Genomic DNA, 16596 nt, shown 5'->3' with positions numbered 1-16596 from the left:
GACGACTGGCGCCGACGCCCGTTCCGGCCGTATGTCCGCCGGCGACTGTCGTGGCCCGGACAGAGAACGGCACTGACCGCGAGGACGGGGGAAAGGCGTGGGGGCGCGTGGGGCGGAGTCGTTCACGCCCGCACCCGCGCCCCTCCCGGGACGTCCTCAGAACCGGCTGCCGAGCCACTGGTGGATGGCGAGTGCGGTGGTACGGGCGTGTTCCTCCAGCATGGTGAAGTGGTCCCCCGGCACAGTGACCTCGGCGTGTGGCAGGCTCCAGTCCGGGGCGGGGTCGGTGCCGGGCAGTGGATCCCGGGCTCGTACGTACAGGGTGGGGCAGGCGAGCGGCGCGGGTTTCCAGCCACGGAAGAGCTCGAAGTATCCGGCCATGGCGGTGAGCCGATCGGGACTGGCAGAGGCGAACTGCGCCGCCCGGCGCAGCATGTCCGACGTCATTGTGGAGAGTGCCTGCCCCTGGTCACCGTGAGCGGGGGGATAGGTGTCCACCAGGACGACGGCCACCGGGGCGGCACCCTCGGACTCCAGACGCTCGGCCACAGCGTGGGCCACCCAGCCACCGGCCGACCGCCCCAGCAGTACCAGGGGGCCTTCGGCCGCGGCTGCGCGGACGGCAGCGGCCTGGGCGGTGACGAGAGCGTCCAGTGTGGCGGGCAGAGCCTCTCGGGGCTCGAACCCCGGGTGCCGGACCGCGGAAACCGGCCGCAGCCCTCGCAGCCGGGCACCGAAGCGGGCGTACTCCTGCGGTCCGGACAGCGCGCTGAGCGCGGGGGAGCACACCAGCCGGGCCCCCGTGCCGCCCGCCGCGAGCATGACGGGTTCGTGCGTCGCACCGGACGCCCCGGCCCTGTCGAAGACCGGGCGGAGGCGCGCGGCAATGGTGAGGAGCACCATGCCGTCCCAGCTCCGCCCCCGGGCGCATGCGGTACGAAAGAGCGCGCCCAGGGAGTCCGGAGATTCCCCGGCATGCGGGGCTTCGGCGACCTGCACCCGGGCATCCGGCGGAGCGCCCGCCCCCGGACCGCTTCCGGGACCGCTCCCCGGACCGTCGTCCGCCGGCCGGCCCGGGAAGCCCGGAGAGCCGTCGGCCTCAGGCCGTGCCCGGCCGTCGGACGCGGCACCCGCAGCAGGTGCCTCGGCGGCATACCGCCGCGTTAGCTCGACGGCGAGCGCGCGCGGCGTCGGGAAGTCGAACAGCAGCGTGGACGGCAGCGCCAGCCCCGTCCACGCCGCGAGCTCATTGCGCAGATCGACCGCGGCCAGGGAATCCAGCCCCAGGTCCGCCAGCAGGGCGTCCTCGTCGATCTCGCTTGCCTCCTCCCGATGGCCCAGGACGCGGGCCGCCAGGGTCCGGACCTTCGTGAGCAGCACCCCGCCCATCCCGCCCGGGGAATCAGCAGCCAGCGACGGGCCGAGTCGTCCCCGGCCTCCGTCGCCTGCGTCGTCCCCGGCGGCGGCAGTGTTTCGGAGCCGGTTCGCCGCCGTGCCACCGCCACGGAGAGCGGCCGGGGCCAGGCGGGCCGCCACCACCACGGGTTCGTCACCGGCCACGGCCGTGTCGAAGAGGGCCAGGCCTTCTTCCGGCCCGAGCGGGCTGAACCCGGAGCGGGCCATCCGCTGCCGATCCGCGTCGCCGAGGTGCGCCATCATGCCGTCGGGCTGCTGCCAGGGGCCCCAGACGATCGACGTACCGGGCAGTCCGAGCCGCCCGCGGTGCCGCGCCAAGGCATCCAGCACACAATTGGCCGCGGCGTAGTTGGCCTGACCCGCGGAGCCGAAGGTACCCGCTACCGAGGAGAACAGCGCGAACACGGCCAAGTCGTGACCCCGGGTCAGTTCATGCAGAGCGAGAGCGGCGTCCACCTTCGGGCGCAGCACCCGCCTCATCCGGTCGGTGGTGAGCGCCGCGACGACGCCGTCGTCCAGCACCCCCGCAGTGTGCACGACGCCGGTCAGCGGGTGGGGCGCCGGTACCGCGTCGAGGAGGGCCGCGAGCGCGGTCCGGTCCGCGACATCACAGGCGTGAACGGTCACCTGGGCGCCCGCCTCGGACAGCTCCGCGACGAGTTCCCGCGCCCCCGGAGCGTCCGGCCCGCGCCGGCCGGCGAGCAGCAGATGCCGGACGCCGTGAGCGGCGACCAGATGCCGTGCCACCAGCATGCCCAGGGAACCGGTGCCGCCGGTGACCAGGACGGTGCCCTTCGGATCGAGCGTCCGCCTCTTCCGTGGCTTCGGTGCCGCCTCGGCCAGTGGCACCAGCTTCGGCACATACACCGTTCCCCGGTGTACGGCTGCCTCCGGCACCGGGGCGGCCAGCAGGGCGGGCAGGGCACTCCAGGAGTCGGGGTGCTCGTCCACATCGATCAGAGCGAAGCGGCCGGGATTTTCCCGCAGGGCCGAACGGACCAGTCCCCACACCGGCGTGTGCAACGGTACGGACGCCGTCTCGCCGGATCGGCCGTCACTCCCGCGACCGGCACCATCCGCAGGGAATCCGTCATCGGTCGAAGCGACGGCACCGGACGTCACGAGGACGAGACGGGAGTGGGACAGGCGGGGCTCGGCGAGCCACTCCTGCACGAGCCTCAGTGCCCAGTCCGCTGCCCGCAGCAGAGCGGCAACCTGGTCGTGCCCGTCGTCGGTCGTGCCCGGCGGCAGGCAAGGTGCCACGACGACGGCCGACGACGCGTCGCACGCCGCCGCGCCGGGGTACACCGGGACGCCGGAACCCGGCGGCGCGAGCGCATCCACCAGCCGTGTGCCCGCCGAGCCCAGAACCCCCCAACGGGGCATTACCACAGGTGTGGACGGCTCGGCCGACGCCACCCAGTCCGTCCGGTGGAGAGCACCGGTGACTGCGTCCGCCGTCGTTGAGCCGGTACGCGGAAGAGGGCGGAGCGCCAGCGAACGGACCGTCGCCACCGGTGCGCCCGTCTCGTCGGCCAGCTCCACTCCGGTCCGACCGTCCGGCCCGGGGGCCACCCGTACCCGCAAGCGCTGCACACCTGCGGTGTGCACGCGCACCCCGCTGAAGGCGAACGGCAGGGACAACCCGCCGGCCGCCGGATCGGCTGCCCCGGAACCGTTCGCGACAAGGCTGTCCAGGGCCAGGGCGTGCAGCGCGGCGTCGAGCAGTGCGGGATGCAGGACGAACTCCGGGCCGTCCGCCTCCCGGCGCGGAGTCCGGGCCGCCTCGGGCAGCGCGATGTCCGCGTACAACTCCTCCCCGTGCCTCCAGGCGGCGCGCATGCCCCGGAAAGCGGGGCCGTAACGCAGCCCGTCGGCGGCCAGTTGCTCATACGGTCCGGTCCCCGGACGGTCGGCATGCAGTGGCATGGCCGCCTCCGGTGGCCAGGACGCGTCCGGCCGGGGCACACCGCCGGTCTCTCCTGCGGTTGCTCCCCGGTCCGCAGGCGGCTGCGCCGGCGAAAGAGTGCCGACGGCGTTCCGGAGCCAGGGCTCATCACCCGCCGGAGTATGCGGCCGGGAGTGGAAGAGCACAGCCCGCCGCCCCGCGTCGTCCGCCCCCGCCACCCTCACCTGCAAGGCGACTGCACCGTCCGAGGGCAACGGCAGCGGCGCGGTCAGAACGAGCTCGTCCAGGATGTCCGCGCCAGCCAACTCACCGGCATGCAGGGCCATTTCGACGAAAGCAGTCGCCGGAAGCAGGATCTCCCCAGCCACCACGTGGTCGGCAAGCCACGGCTGGTCCTGCACCGACAGCAACCCGCTCAGCAGCAGCCCGTCGTCGTCGGCCGTACGGGTGCCCGACCGCAGGAACGGATGGGCGGGCTCGGCGGTCGGGGACACGGGCGGATGCTCCGGGTCGGTCTCCAGCCAGTACCGGCGGCGCTGGAAGGCATACGTGGGCAGCGCGACGCGCCGCCCGCCGCACCCGGCGTGGACAGCCCGCCAGTCGACGGGAACGCCATGGGAATGCAGCGCGGCCAGCGTGTCGAGCAAGGCATCCGCCTCCGGCCGCCTCCCGCGCAGTGTCGGCAGAACCAGTGGCACCGGGCCCCGCTCGCCGCCGCCCGCCTCGCCCGTGTCCGGGTCGGCCGGGGTCGGCCCGGACACGGCAAGGCAATCACGTACCAGGCCGGTGAGCACCCCGTCCGGCCCCAGTTCGACGTAGTGTGCCGCGCCCTGCTCACCCAGGTACGCCACCGAATCGGCGAAGCGAACCGGACGGCGGACATGGTCCACCCAGAACTCCGGCGTGCACACCTCCTCGGCGGTGGCCGCCCGGCCCGGCACAGCGGTGATCAGAGGCAACTGCGGTGCGGCGAAGGACAGCCGCCGGACCACGTCCGCGAACTCGGCCAGCACGGGCTCCATCCGAGCGGAGTGGAAGGCATGACCGACCCGCAGCGGCGTCACCGAACGGCCCCGTTCCCGGAAGTACGCGGCCACCTCCCGCACCGCCGAATCGTCGCCGGAGACAACCACCGAGGCAGGCCCGTTGATCGCGGCGATCTCCACTGCACACCCGGTCCCGGAGAGGTGGGCAGCCACCTCGTCCGCGCCGGCGGCCACGGCCGCCATCGCGCCGCCCGAAGGCAGCGCGTCCATCATCCGGCCCCGGGCCGCCACCAACGTGCACGCGTCCGCGAGGGACAACACCCCGGCGACATGCGCCGCAGCCACCTCGCCCACCGAGTGCCCGGCCACCAGACCGGGACGTACCCCCCACGCCTCGAACTGCCGGAACAACGCAGTCTCCAGAGCGAAGAGCGCCGGCTGCGCGAACCGGGTCGTATCCAGCAACGCGCCCGTCTCCGTACCTGGCGCGGCGAACATGACGTCCCGCAGAGGCACCGGCAGCAGCGGGTCGAGCAGGGCACAGCACTCGTCCAACGAACCGGCGAAGGCCGGATGCAGATCCCGCGACTCGTACAATTCACGGCCCATGCCGACACGTTGACTGCCCTGACCGGTGAACAGAAAGGCCGGCGGGCCGTGATGGCGGGACGTGCCCGTGTGCACTCCGGACCGGCCGTCGCCCTCCGCCACAGCCCGCAGGGAGCCGAGCAGCCCGGCACGGTCCCGGGCCACCACCACGGCCCGGTGCTCCAAGGCCGCACGCGTGGTGGCGAGCGAGTATCCGATATCCATCAGGGACGCATCAGGAGCGGCGACCACATGGTCGTAGAGCCGTCGGGCCTGGGCCCGCAGCCCCGGCACGCTCCTCGCCGACACCGGAAAGGCCACCGCGGTCGGCCCGGGACGCGCCGCGCCCTCCAGCACCACCCCGGGTCCGACACGGCCCCTCGCGGTCCCGCCGTCCGCCACGGCACACAGCGAGGCGGCCTCCGCGCCGTCCGGAGCCTCTTGGAGCACCACATGGGCGTTGGTGCCACTGATCCCGAACGACGACACCCCCACCCGGCGCGGGCGATCCGTCGCAGGCCACCCCACCGCCCGGGTCAGCAGCGAGATCCGCCCCGACGACCAGTCGACACGGGGGGTCGGCTCGTCGGCGTGCAACGTACGCGGCAGCACACCATGCCGCATCGCCTGCACCATTTTGATCACACCGGCCACTCCGGCAGCTGCCTGGGTATGACCGATGTTCGACTTCACCGAGCCCAACCGGAGGGGACTCTGCCGCGCCTGCCGCCCGTACGTCGCGAAGAAGGCCTCCGCCTCGATGACGTCCCCCAGCCGGGTGCCGGTGCCGTGCGCCTCCACGGCGTCGATATCCCCAGGATTCAGCCCCGCGTCCGCGAGCGCCTGCCGGATCACCCGCTGCTGCGCCGGCCCGTGCGGTGCGGTCAGCCCATTGCTCGCCCCGTCCTGGTTCACCGCCGACCCGCGCACCACGGCCAGTACCGGAAGCCCGGCGCTGCGCGCCTCGGACAACCGGCTCAACAGCAGCATTCCAGCACCCTCGGCCCACCCCGTGCCGTCGGCGGACGCACCGAACGCCTTGCAGCGGCCGTCCGGCGCCAGCGCCCGCTGGCGACTGAACTCCACGAACGACGAGGGCCCCGACATCACCGTGGCACCACCGGCCAACGCGAAAGCGCACTCACCCCGGCGCAGCGCCTGGGCCGCCAGATGCATGGCCACCAGGGACGAGGAACACGCCGTGTCCACGGTGATGGCCGGGCCTTCGAGGCCGAAGGCGTACGCGATACGACCCGAGGCGACGCTTCCGGCGTTGCCGAGGCCGAGGTACCCCTCGACATGCTCGGGAGTCCTTGCCAGGCGGCGCGCGTAGTCGCTGTACATCAGCCCGACGTACACCCCGGTCGCCGAGCCGCGCAGAGTGCCGGGGACGAGACCGGCGTACTCGAACGCCTCCCACGCCACTTCGAGCAGCAGCCGGTGCTGCGGGTCCATGGCCAACGCCTCGCGGGGCGAGATACCGAAGAAGCCGGGGTCGAAGCGGTCCACACCGGAGAGGAAACCTCCCTCGCGCACATACGTCCGTCCGGGCCGTCCGGGGTCCGGGTCGTACAGCGCCCGGACGTCCCAGCCCCGGTCGGTGGGGAAGGGGCTGATGGCGTCCTTCCCGTCGGCCACCAGCCGCCACAGCTCCTCGGGAGAGGTCACCTCTCCGGGATAGCGGCAAGCCATCCCCACGATCACCACGGGATCGTCGTCCGACCGGGCCGCACTCCGGTCCACGGACCCGGCGACGGCCGGCGCGGCGGCGTTCCGCTCCCCGAGGTGGGCGGCGAGCGCCGCGGCCGTGGGAAAGTCGAAGGCGACGGCCTCGGAGAGCGGCAGGCCGGTCACCGCCGACAACCGCTCCCGCAGCACCGTCGCCGTCAGGGAGTCCATGCCCAGGTCCCGCAGCGCCGTGCTCGGCTCCACCGCCTGAGCCGTACAGCCGAGCACGGCCGCCACCTCGCCCCGCACCAGGGCCAGCAGGTCCTCCGACGGCTTCCCGGCGGCCTCCGCGCCCAGCGCCCGTGCCGGCAGGCCGGCGAGGTCCCGCCGCAGGGTCTTCCCGGAGGCGGTACGGGGAAGGTCCTCCACCACGAACAGCTCGGCGGGCACCTTGAAGCCGGACAGTTCCGCACGGCAGGCGGCGAGGATGCGCCCCCTGTCCAGTACGCCGCCGGGCTCGGCTACCAGATAGCCGACCGGCACCTCGCCGAAGACGGGGTGCGGACGTCCGGCCACGGCGGCGTCCGCCACCCCCGGCAGCCGCCGCAGCACCGCCTCCACTTCCGAAGGATGGATGTTCACCCCGCCCCGGATGATCAGATCACTCGCCCGGCCGGTGATGGCCAGTCCACCGGAGGCATCGATCCTGGCCAGGTCACCCGTGCGGAACCAGCCGTCGCGCAGGACCTCCGCGGTGGCTTCCGGCCTGCCGTGGTAGCCGGCCATCACCCCCGGCCCGCTGACCCACAACTCGCCCTCGCCCGTGTCCCGGCCGTCGGGGCCCCCGCCGACCCGGACCCGGACGCCGGGCAGCACCCGGCCGCACGCCCCGGACATCGGCTCCTCGCCCGGCGCCGGCATGGTGACCGCGCCCGCCTCCGTGCTGCCGTAGTGCTCCAGATAAGGCACACGGCAGATCGCCCCGAAGGACTCGCGGAACCCGGGCCCCGCCGCGGCGCCACCACTGACACAACCCCGCAGCGCGGGGGCGCCGAGACCGCCGCCGTCCGGACCGCTCTCCTCGCCCCGGACCGCGTCGAGCAGCGCCGAATACGTGGTCGGAACTCCGCCGAGCAAGGTGAACGAGGCGTCCCCACGCCGCAGTTCGCCGAGTACCCCCGCCACCGAGAACCGGGGCAGCAGCACCGCGCTCGCCCCCACTGCGGTCACCCCGAGGAAACACACAATCTGGCTCATCGCGTGATGGAGGGGCAACGGCCACAGCACGTGGTCCCGTTCGGACAGGCCCAGGACCCCGACAAGGCCCGTTGCGACCGGCGCGAGGCGGTTGCGCTGGGTGGACAGGACGCCCTTGGGCGTGCCGGAGGAGCCCGAGGTGTAGAGCAGCCACGCCACTTCGTCCAGTGCCAGATCGTCCCGGGCCGGCGTCCGCGGCTCCGTAACCGCCAACTCCTCGAACCGCAGAACGCCGCCCGCGACCCCGGCGGGCCGGCCCCCGGTTCCGCCGGCCCCGTCCGCCGGCTCCACGCGGTCCGCGCACGAAGGAGAGTTCCCGGCCCCGTCCTCGGCGCCGCCTTCGGCCACCACCACGGTCAACCCGGGTCGCAACGGCAGCGTTCGCCGCCGCGTCAGGCAGGCGTCATCGGTGATGAGCACCCGTGCCCCGCTGTCGTCCAGCAATCGGGTCAGCTCATCCTCCGAGTTCCCCGGGTCCAGAGGTACGCCCACACCGCTCGCCCGGGTGACGGCGAGCAGGCTCTCGACCGCCTCGACACGGTTGCCGAGCAGTACGGCCACCCGGTCACCGCGCGCCAGACCGAGTCCAGCCAGGTGACCGGCCAGCCGCGCGGTCCTCCGTTCCAGCTCCCGGTAGGTCACACGCCTGAGCCGGTCCTCGAAACAGATCTTGTCCCCGAGGCGCCGGGCGTGGTGCCCGAGCAGTTCCGACAGTGGTTTGACGATGTCGGCGTGCCTACTCACCGCATGACCTCCTTGAGATGACCCGCCGTTGAGGACGACGGCACGGTGTACCAGGTTGCCTCCCGGCGACGGGTCGACGCCGACGGGGTACGACTCACCTTCCGGTTTCATCGAATTCCGTCGAACAGGGTGGTCGTGTGCGGTGTTCAGCTCTGCGGGCTCAGTCCCGCCACGGCCGGCCGGGCAGCCGGTCCGCCCGGTCGGCGCCGCGCTCCGGCCGCGCCCGGCGCCTTCTCGAAGGGGGCACTCGTCGATCGCGGCGACGTGGAACAGGCCGGCGAGTGTGGTTCGACCACGGGTCCCCGTCCAGGCGGGGGCGAGCCGCCGAGGACCGGCTCGGGGCTGATGTCCCGCTCGATCGTTTGCTCGTCCGCGGCGAGGCACGCGTCGACTGCTGCTTCCATCGCCTCAAGCAATGGCGCGGCTCAGGGACTTGAGGACTCGCACGGTGGCGCCCAGTTCCGTTGTTACCAAGCGCGGACAAGAACTCGCTGAACGACTCCTGCCCGGGTGCCATCTCACGGGGTGTAACGAACAGCAGATCCGGCCGGCCGCCCTGCGGGAGCAGGCGCAGGCGCCGCATCCTGATATCCCATGGGGGCTTCAACAATGACCACTCGCCGTGCTCGCCGTACTGTCCGTTCCGCCGGCCTGGTGGCCGTGGCCGCCGCTGCGGCATTCTCGCTGACCGCCTGCCAGAGCGGGGGCAACGACGCTGCCGCCGGCTCGGAGAAGAAGATCTCCAGCTCCGCCTCCCGCTCGACCGGGAACGGTGGTGCGCCCGACGGCGCCAAGACCAGCGCCGACAAGGCCCAGATCAGCGTGCAGACCGGGACGTCCGCCGCGCACCGTGCCACCGCACCGGCCGCCGCGGCCAAGGCGGCATCCCCCGTCCGCACGCAGACCTTGGCGGACGGCAGCAAGGCCGAGATCTACGAGCTCGGTGACCAGCACTACCGCGCCGAGATCGTCAGCCGCGGTTCGGTTCTGGCCGCACTGGAGACGAAGGGGCAGGACGCCGGGCTCGACGCCAACGACATGTTCGTCGTGCTCACGCTGAGCGGCGAGGTGCATTCCTGGATGGGCGGCGGACACACCGGACCGGGCACCTTCAAGCTCGCGGGCGGTTGGACGGCCAAGGTCACGAAGATCGGCGAGCTGCGGTACCGCGCGCAGATCCTCGGCAACGAGGGCGCGGTGGAGGCCACGATGGAGGCGAACCAGCACGACACCGGGCTCGACGCCAACGGCGTATACATCGTGCTCAGCAACGGCGGTGTGATCAGCTCCCACCTGTAAGAGCCTGCCCGGCTGCGCGGCGGCCTCACACCGGGCCGGGCCGTCTCGCAGCCCACACGCTTCGCCATCTGGCAGATGCACTTCGAGAGAGGGGGCGAGGGGTTGGGCCTGCGCGTGAAGACCTCAACTCCGGCCGGAGTGCTGAAACCATCCACACCCTGCCCCGGACGCTCGCCCGGCTCGAAGCATCGTCATCCCGTCACTCGCTACGAAGTAGGCCTGGTCCAGGTGTCCGACGGCGGGCAGCTGCTCGACGCGCGCTTTCGGCACCGTGTCGTAGTGGTGTGCCGAAGACGGATCCCAGCGGCGGTCGGCAGCGCCGAAGATCACCAGGACTGGGACGTCGAGGGCGGCGAGGCGCTCGGGCACGCTCCGCTCGGCGATGTACGCGGTATTTCGGCGCAGCACCGTCCTGAACGTGCGATAGCCGATGCCCCGGACCTCGGCGACCAGGTCGTCCGGGACGTCCACCGGGCGGTTGCATACTGCGGTCACCCCCCTGCGGAGCACCGCGTCCGACCGGATCGACCAGAGAAGCGGGTCGGCCATCGGCATTCGCCGACCATCTGGCATTCATGCAGGTGAACGGGTCGCACAGGCCACCTACACCGCGACGGGACATCTGGTCGGAGCAGGCATGCGGTTTCCGCACCGATTTGAGCTCTTCCATGTGTCCATGAGCACCGCGTCAGCATTGCTCAAGTGGTGCGGAAGGTCTCGCTGGTTGATTGCCGAGTGGCGGAGAGGTCCTGCGGACGCCAACGGTTGCCCCGGACTTCGGCCACCGGCGACCGCCCCGTCCGGTGAGAGGACGCTCAGCCGCCGAGGATCTCCACCACGGGCCGCTGCGGGGCGTAGGGAGCCCAGCCCGGGTTCCCGGTGCCGGCGAACGCGACCCAGGCGCCGTGTACCTGGGCTGCGAGTCCTGCTGGGGCGGGGTCGGGGCCGAGTAGGCAGGTGTCCCCGTGCAGCCAGGGTTTGTCGGCGATGTCGAACACGAAGGGCAGTTCGACGGTGTGGGCAGCGCCGAGTTGCCCGGCCAGGGCCGTCGAGCGGTACCCGAACGAGTAGACGTGCGTGCGGCCGCCCGAGATCCGCGCGTGGGCCTGCGCCATGCGCGTCGTACCGGCCCCGAACAGGGCCTGCCCGAGCACGGTGGCGCGCAGCTCACCCGGTGTGTCGTCCGGCCGTGCCGCGCGGTGCGCGGCGAGGGCGGTCTCCGGGTCTGCATGCACCCGGGTGGCGACGGCGAGCACGTCGGCTTCCGTGGTGGGCTCCAGGTCGCCCTGCGGTACGAGGTAGAGGTGTGCCTCTTCGGTGTTGGTGCCGATGAGCAGGTCGATGTCGCGGGCCGGGCCGTCGGCGAGAGTGTCGGCGGGCTGGACCGGCAGGACCAGGCTGAACGGGCTGAGCCCGGCCAGCGGGTCCGTGGCGGCGCTGGTACGGAGGTCGAGGCCGGCCAGTGCGGGCAGGACCGCCAGGAAGCGTTCGTCCGGGATCGGGGCGAACGCCTCGGCGGTCGGTTCGACGCCCAGCGCGGCGGCCGCAGTGGCGGTGACCCGTTGCGCTTGCTCCGGAGTGAACGCGCCGGTGCCGTTGCCGCTCTGGACGATCGCTCGCCGGAACAGACCGCCTGCCTCCGGTGTTGCGAGCAGCGCGCCGGTGAGCGTGGCGCCCGCGGACTGGCCGAAGACCGTGACGTTCTCGGGGTCGCCGCCGAATGTCGCAACGGTGTCGTGTACCCAGCTGAGCGCGGCGAGCACGTCCAGCAGTCCGCGGTTGGCCGGAGCACCCGCTAGATCGAGGAACCCGGGGATGCCGAGGCGGTAGTTCACCGTCACGAGGACGACGTTGTCACGGGCGAAGGCGCCGCCGTCGTAGAGCGCGGCGCGGTTCGAGCCGGTGACGAACCCGCCGCCGTGCACGAAGACCATGACGGGACGCCTGCCGCCGTCGGCGGCGGGCGTGTGGACATCGACGGTCAGGTACTCCGCGCCGGGCACCCAGCCCGGCCCGAAGTAGGGGACCATGTCGAGTCGGCCGAAGTCGCGGGCCGGCTGGGGAGCCGTGGGCGAGGGCCGCGTGCCGTCGCGGACACCGGACCAGCCCGGGTGCGGTACGGGTGGCGCGAAACGGCCGGCGCCGGTCGGTGCCGCCGCGTAGGGGAGGGCGCGGTAGCGCTCGCCGGATCCGTCACGGACGCCGCGCACGGCGCCCGCCGGGGTTTCGACGACCGGATCTTCCTGTCGGGGCATGGAACACACTTCCTTTCTGGAGGGGCACATCAGGAGATGCGGGAGAAGCCCGCCCACTCCTTGATCGCGAACTTCGAGCCGCTGTGCACGACCTCTGCGGCTCCCTGGCCGCCGAAGTGCGCAGGGAAGACGAGAGCGCTGTTCTCGGCGGCGCGGCCGAGCAGCTTGTGTCGGGTGGCGCGGGACTCCGCCGGGTCCTCGCAGAAGCAGGAATTGGTGTCCGGCTCCGTGATCTGCAGCGCGGTGTGCACCAGGTCCCCGACGAACAAGGCCTGATCGCTGCCGGATTCCAGGGTGAGCACGGACGAGCCGGGAGTGTGCCCAGGAGCGAGATCGAGACGCAGGTTCTTGTCGATCCGGTACGTCCCCTCCCACAGGTGAGTGAGTCCCGCCTGGTGAACCGGCGTGACGCTGTCCTCGAAGACGTTCTGGTTCCCGCGGCCAAGCACGGTCTTGTTCTCGTTGGCCGGGTCCCAGAAGTCGAAGTCCCGGCGGGTCATCAGGTACGTGGCGTTCGGGAACATCGGCACCCAGGTCCGACCGTCGAGACGGGTGTTCCAGCCGACGTGATCGATGTGCAGATGGGTGTTGACCACGATGTCGACGTCCTCGGGCCGCACCCCGGCGGCGGCGAGGTGGCCGAGGTAGTTCGTGTCCAGGCGGCTCCACACCGGCGCGTAGGGCCGGTCCTTGTGGTTGCCCACGCCGGTGTCGACGAGGATCGTGCGCCCCTCGCTGCGCAACAGCCAGGACTGGATCGCCGTATGACACTCGTCCGTCTCCGGGTTCCAGAAATCGGGTGCCAGCCAGTCGCGGTGCTCGTCCCACGAGCTTTGGGGGCTGTCCGGGAAGAACTGGCCCGGAGACATCTCCACCGAGCCGTAGAACTCTTTGATCCGGGTGACGGTGACGTCGCCAAGGGTGATCTGCTCCGGGTTCTGATCCATGTGTCCGTCCTCGGGTCCGGGGTACGTGGCCGAATGAGATCCAGTCTGGACACGGGGACGGGCACGAACCAGTCCCGGGTTGTCCTACCCCTCGCAGGGTGTGGCTGGGATCGGGCCGCGCACCGGATACTGGGGCAATGAACGGACCCGGCCCGCTCGGCGCCTTCCTCCAAGCCCGACGGGCGCGGCTGCGACCCGAGGACCTCGGTCTGCGAGACGTCGGGCCCCGCCGACGGGTGGCCGGGCTCCGGCGCGAGGAACTGGCCCAGCTGGCGGGCGTCAGCGTTTCGTACTACGCACGGCTGGAACAGGGCCTGTCCCGCGGGGCCTCGGCCGAGGTGCTCGACGCGATCGCCCGCGCACTCCTGCTCGACGAGCACGAGCGCGAACACCTCGACCGGCTCGCCGGCGCTGCCCGCCACGCGCCCCGCGTTCGCCGCCCGCGGCCCGAGAAGCTCGCCGACGAAACACGCGACCTCCTCCGCGCCGTCGACGGCGTCCCGGCGATCGTGCTCGGCCGCCGTACGGACGTGCTGGCCTGGAACACCCTTGGGCACGCCCTGCTGGCCGGTCACCTGGACTTCCTCGGCCCGGATGACCCGGAGCGACGCCCGAATATGAGCCGGATGCTGTTCTTGGACCTGCACTGTCAGGAGCTGTACGCGGACTGGAAGCGCAAGGCGTGCGCTGTGGTCGGCAACCTGCGCATCGCCGTCGGCAGGTACCCGGAGGACCCGCTGCTCGCGGAGCTGATCGGCGAGCTGACGATGAAAAGCCCGGAGTTCGTCGCACTGTGGGGGGACCACCGCGTGGCGCCGTGCGACGCCGCGTCCTACGAGCTGCACCATCCCGTCGTCGGCGCGGTGACGGTGACACAGCAGACACTGTCGATCGCCCGTTCACCGGAGCAGGCGCTCGTCGTGTGCACAACCCCCGCCGGCTCCTCTTCCGAGGAGGCCCTCGCGCTCCTCCGGCAGACGAGCGGCAGCCGGGCGCCGCACGCGGACAGCGTCGGCGTACTGAGAGGTTCAGTTGGCCGCCTCGGTACTCAGGATTGTTGATCAACGTGACATTTCGAGACAGGTGACACCTGATCTTGATGGTTGACACCCCTGGGAGACGGCGGAGCCGTTCCGGACTTCTGTCGTGTCTGTTTTCGCTGCCCGTACGGCGCCAGCGTTGGGTCCCGTGATCGTATGGCTCAATGGCACCCACGGCGCAGGCAAGACGACGACCAGTGCACTCGTGCAGCAACTGATGCCGGATTCACGGGTGTTCGACGCGGAGAAGGTCGGCGAGAGACTCATGGACATCACGCCGGGGCTGCCCGGGACGGACAACTTCCAGCACTGGCCGCCATGGCGGCAGCTCGTCGTCGAGACCGCCCGCCGCGTACTCGACTGCACCGGCGGCACCCTGGTGATGCCCATGACTGTCCTGGTCGAGCAGTACTGGCGCGAGATCAACACGGGCCTCGCCCAACATGCCATCCGGGTAAGGCACTTCGTCCTCCACGCTGACCAGGACACCCTGCGCAGGCGCATCGAGGGGGCTTCTCCCGTCCCCTTCCCGTTCCGCCTCAAATACCTCGCGCCCTACGCCGAGGCGGCCCGCACGTGGCTGCGCGGCGAGGCCGAGGCCGTCGACACCGCGCACCTCACGCCCGCCCAGGCCGCCCTGCAGATCGCAGAGGCAAGTACAGCCCGGCCCCGCGGAACTCCGGACGGTGCCGCGCGCGTCGTAAAGATCACGACGGACATCGACATCACACTCCTGGAAGAACTCGCCGGCTCCTGGGACGAGATTCGGGAGGACTATCAGGACTCCCGCAACGACGAGTACGACAAGGCCGTGAGTGACTGCGCCGCCCGGCTTGCCACCGACCCCGGGGGCGGGTCGGCCTTCGTCTGGACGCTCGGACTGGTCGTGATGGCCCCCTACCTCACCTGGCTGCCGGGCGAAGGCGTCGTACCGCAGGCCATGGCGGCTCTGAAGGCCGCCGACACGGCACTGCGCGAGCGGCCCTGCGCCCACGAATCCCACCCGTACGCCAGCCATGACAGCGGGGACGACATGTACCTCGCCGAGCAGCTGACCCAGCTCGCCGACGACACGGCGGAATGGAACGAGGACCGGCCCCGGGACGAGTGGCGATGCCCGCACAATGCGGCCGGATTCGCCCGGATCGCGATGGACATCGTCGAGCCGGGTTCGGTCACCGACGTTCCGCCGCGCCTGCCCATGGAGGCCAGGAGCACCGTGGAGACCCTCACGGCGCTGCTGCACGGCTACCCCAAGCCGTGGACCGACATCGACGAGGAGATCTCCTCCCAGGCGTGGGACCTCTCCAGCGCCGATCCCGAGGACCGCCCCGGACATCTGCTGATCGTCAGGGCGGTTACCTGGTACGCCGTGTCCGGCATGGTGCGGACGAAGTCGGTTCTCGACGACCTGGTCGACGCGGTGGAAAGGACGCTGACGCACTTCGCCGACGCGGCCTGCGGACATGAGTGGCATGCGAACCTTCCCGACAGCGGCCCGGACGCCGCGGAACTCGGGGTCATGCTGAGCAGCCCCGGCGGGCGGGGGGTCTACGAAATGAGCCACCGGGAAGGGCGTGTGCCTCCACTGGAGAAGGTGGTGTGCCCGGTCTCCATGGCGGAGGTCGCGGAGGAGTCGCTGAGTGTGCTGCGGAAGCGGCGCGAGGAACTCTTCGGGCACCGGGACACCTCCCATGCCGACGCCGAGTATCTGCGCGCGGACGGACGGCTTGAGATCGAGAGGATCGTGGAACGGCTCGACTACAAGGGCTGGAACGAGCAGTACGCCGACGATCTGGGCCTGTGGGCCGCGCGTCGGTACGAGCAGGCGGACGAGCGGGAGCGGCCCGTGCTGCTACTCGCCTCCCACCGGGCGATGAAGATCTCGTACCCGTCCCCGCCCCGGTCCGTGGTTCGGGGTGTCCTCGCGACCATGCGCGCCGTTGCCGCCGCGCCCCGGCCGCCGAAGTGCAGGCACGAGGACGGGCATGCGATGCCGGAGTACGCGGAACTCCGTTCCGGCCTGCCGCACTTCTACGCACCGGCGGAGTTTCCGCCGGCCGGTGAGCAGCGCAGTGCGGAGGCTTGGGCCTGCCCGCGGTTCGCAGGTGCGGTCGCCGAGGAGTGCATCCGCGACCTGGACAAGTACGAGGACGAAGACGACTCATAGGCGATGGCGGCCTGACGGGGCCTCCATGGGTTTGGTCAAGGAACCCGGTCTGCCTCGTGAAGGTGTGGCGGGCAGGATGGCGGGGTGGCTGATCTGCTGCGGGATGACGTCAGTGGTTTCTTTGACCCTGATCTGTCGGGGCCGTTGCCGGACGTGCTTGTTCCCGAGACCTCGTTGGGGGACTGGCAGGCGGCCCTCGATCTCGGCGGTCGATCAGGTGGTTCTGTTGGCGGAACGGCTGGTCGGATGATCGCTGCCGTTGGCCGTGGTTCGTGGAAGGCACGGCCTGATCGTGGACGACCACACCGTGCCGACGT

At 71.5% G+C, this 16596-nt stretch carries 5 protein-coding genes and 2 pseudogenes; 3 read left to right on the top strand and 4 right to left on the bottom strand.

The features are described from left to right. Positions 1-156: 156 nt before the first annotated feature. Complete coding sequence (locus OG520_RS01400; RefSeq protein ID WP_406011852.1) at positions 157-8568, bottom strand: type I polyketide synthase; 8412 nt, start codon at positions 8566-8568, stop codon at positions 157-159. A 609-nt stretch (positions 8569-9177) separates the two neighbouring features. Between OG520_RS01400 and OG520_RS01395 the strand changes: the two genes are divergently transcribed. Next, a complete protein-coding gene (locus OG520_RS01395) occupies positions 9178-9867 on the top strand; it encodes a hypothetical protein (protein WP_406011851.1) in 690 nt (229 codons plus the stop codon). Positions 9868-9990: 123 nt separating this feature from the next. Here OG520_RS01395 and OG520_RS01390 read toward each other — a convergent pair. The 3 genes and pseudogenes from OG520_RS01390 to OG520_RS01380 form a co-directional block, all read right to left on the bottom strand. After that, positions 9991-10419 (bottom strand): annotated as a pseudogene (locus OG520_RS01390) (alpha/beta fold hydrolase); the annotation flags it as partial. A 263-nt stretch (positions 10420-10682) separates the two neighbouring features. Then, positions 10683-12122, bottom strand: a complete 1440-nt coding sequence (locus OG520_RS01385) for a carboxylesterase/lipase family protein (RefSeq protein WP_406011850.1) — start codon at positions 12120-12122, stop codon at positions 10683-10685. Positions 12123-12151: 29 nt separating this feature from the next. Further along, positions 12152-13069 carry an MBL fold metallo-hydrolase gene (locus tag OG520_RS01380; protein ID WP_406011849.1) on the bottom strand — a complete coding sequence of 306 codons (918 nt, stop codon included), beginning with the start codon at positions 13067-13069 and terminating at the stop codon, positions 12152-12154. Between the two features lie 137 nt (positions 13070-13206). Between OG520_RS01380 and OG520_RS01375 the strand changes: the two genes are divergently transcribed. Together OG520_RS01375 and OG520_RS01370 are read left to right on the top strand one after the other, a co-directional pair. Next, positions 13207-14130, top strand: coding sequence for a helix-turn-helix domain-containing protein (locus tag OG520_RS01375; protein ID WP_406011848.1), 924 nt, complete (start codon positions 13207-13209; stop codon positions 14128-14130). Positions 14131-14257: 127 nt separating this feature from the next. Then, a pseudogene (locus OG520_RS01370) lies at positions 14258-14764 on the top strand (AAA family ATPase); the annotation flags it as partial. Positions 14765-16596: the final 1832 nt, after the last annotated feature.

The sequence above is a fragment of the Streptomyces sp. NBC_00984 genome (genome assembly GCF_045162475.1).
In the GTDB taxonomy this organism is placed as follows: Bacteria; Actinomycetota; Actinomycetes; order Streptomycetales; family Streptomycetaceae; genus Streptomyces.
The sequence above is the reverse complement of the archived record's forward strand: the minus strand, read 5'-3'. Positions and strand labels throughout refer to the sequence as shown.

Bases quoted from the DNA above. Each gene is read 5' to 3' on its own strand.
- OG520_RS01375 (WP_406011848.1), top strand. From the start codon at position 13,207: ATGAACGGACCCGGCCCGCTCGGCGCCTTCCTCCAAGCCCGACGGGCG.
- OG520_RS01380 (WP_406011849.1), bottom strand. From the start codon at position 13,069: ATGGATCAGAACCCGGAGCAGATCACCCTTGGCGACGTCACCGTCACC.
- OG520_RS01395 (WP_406011851.1), top strand. From the start codon at position 9,178: ATGACCACTCGCCGTGCTCGCCGTACTGTCCGTTCCGCCGGCCTGGTG.
- OG520_RS01385 (WP_406011850.1), bottom strand. From the start codon at position 12,122: ATGCCCCGACAGGAAGATCCGGTCGTCGAAACCCCGGCGGGCGCCGTG.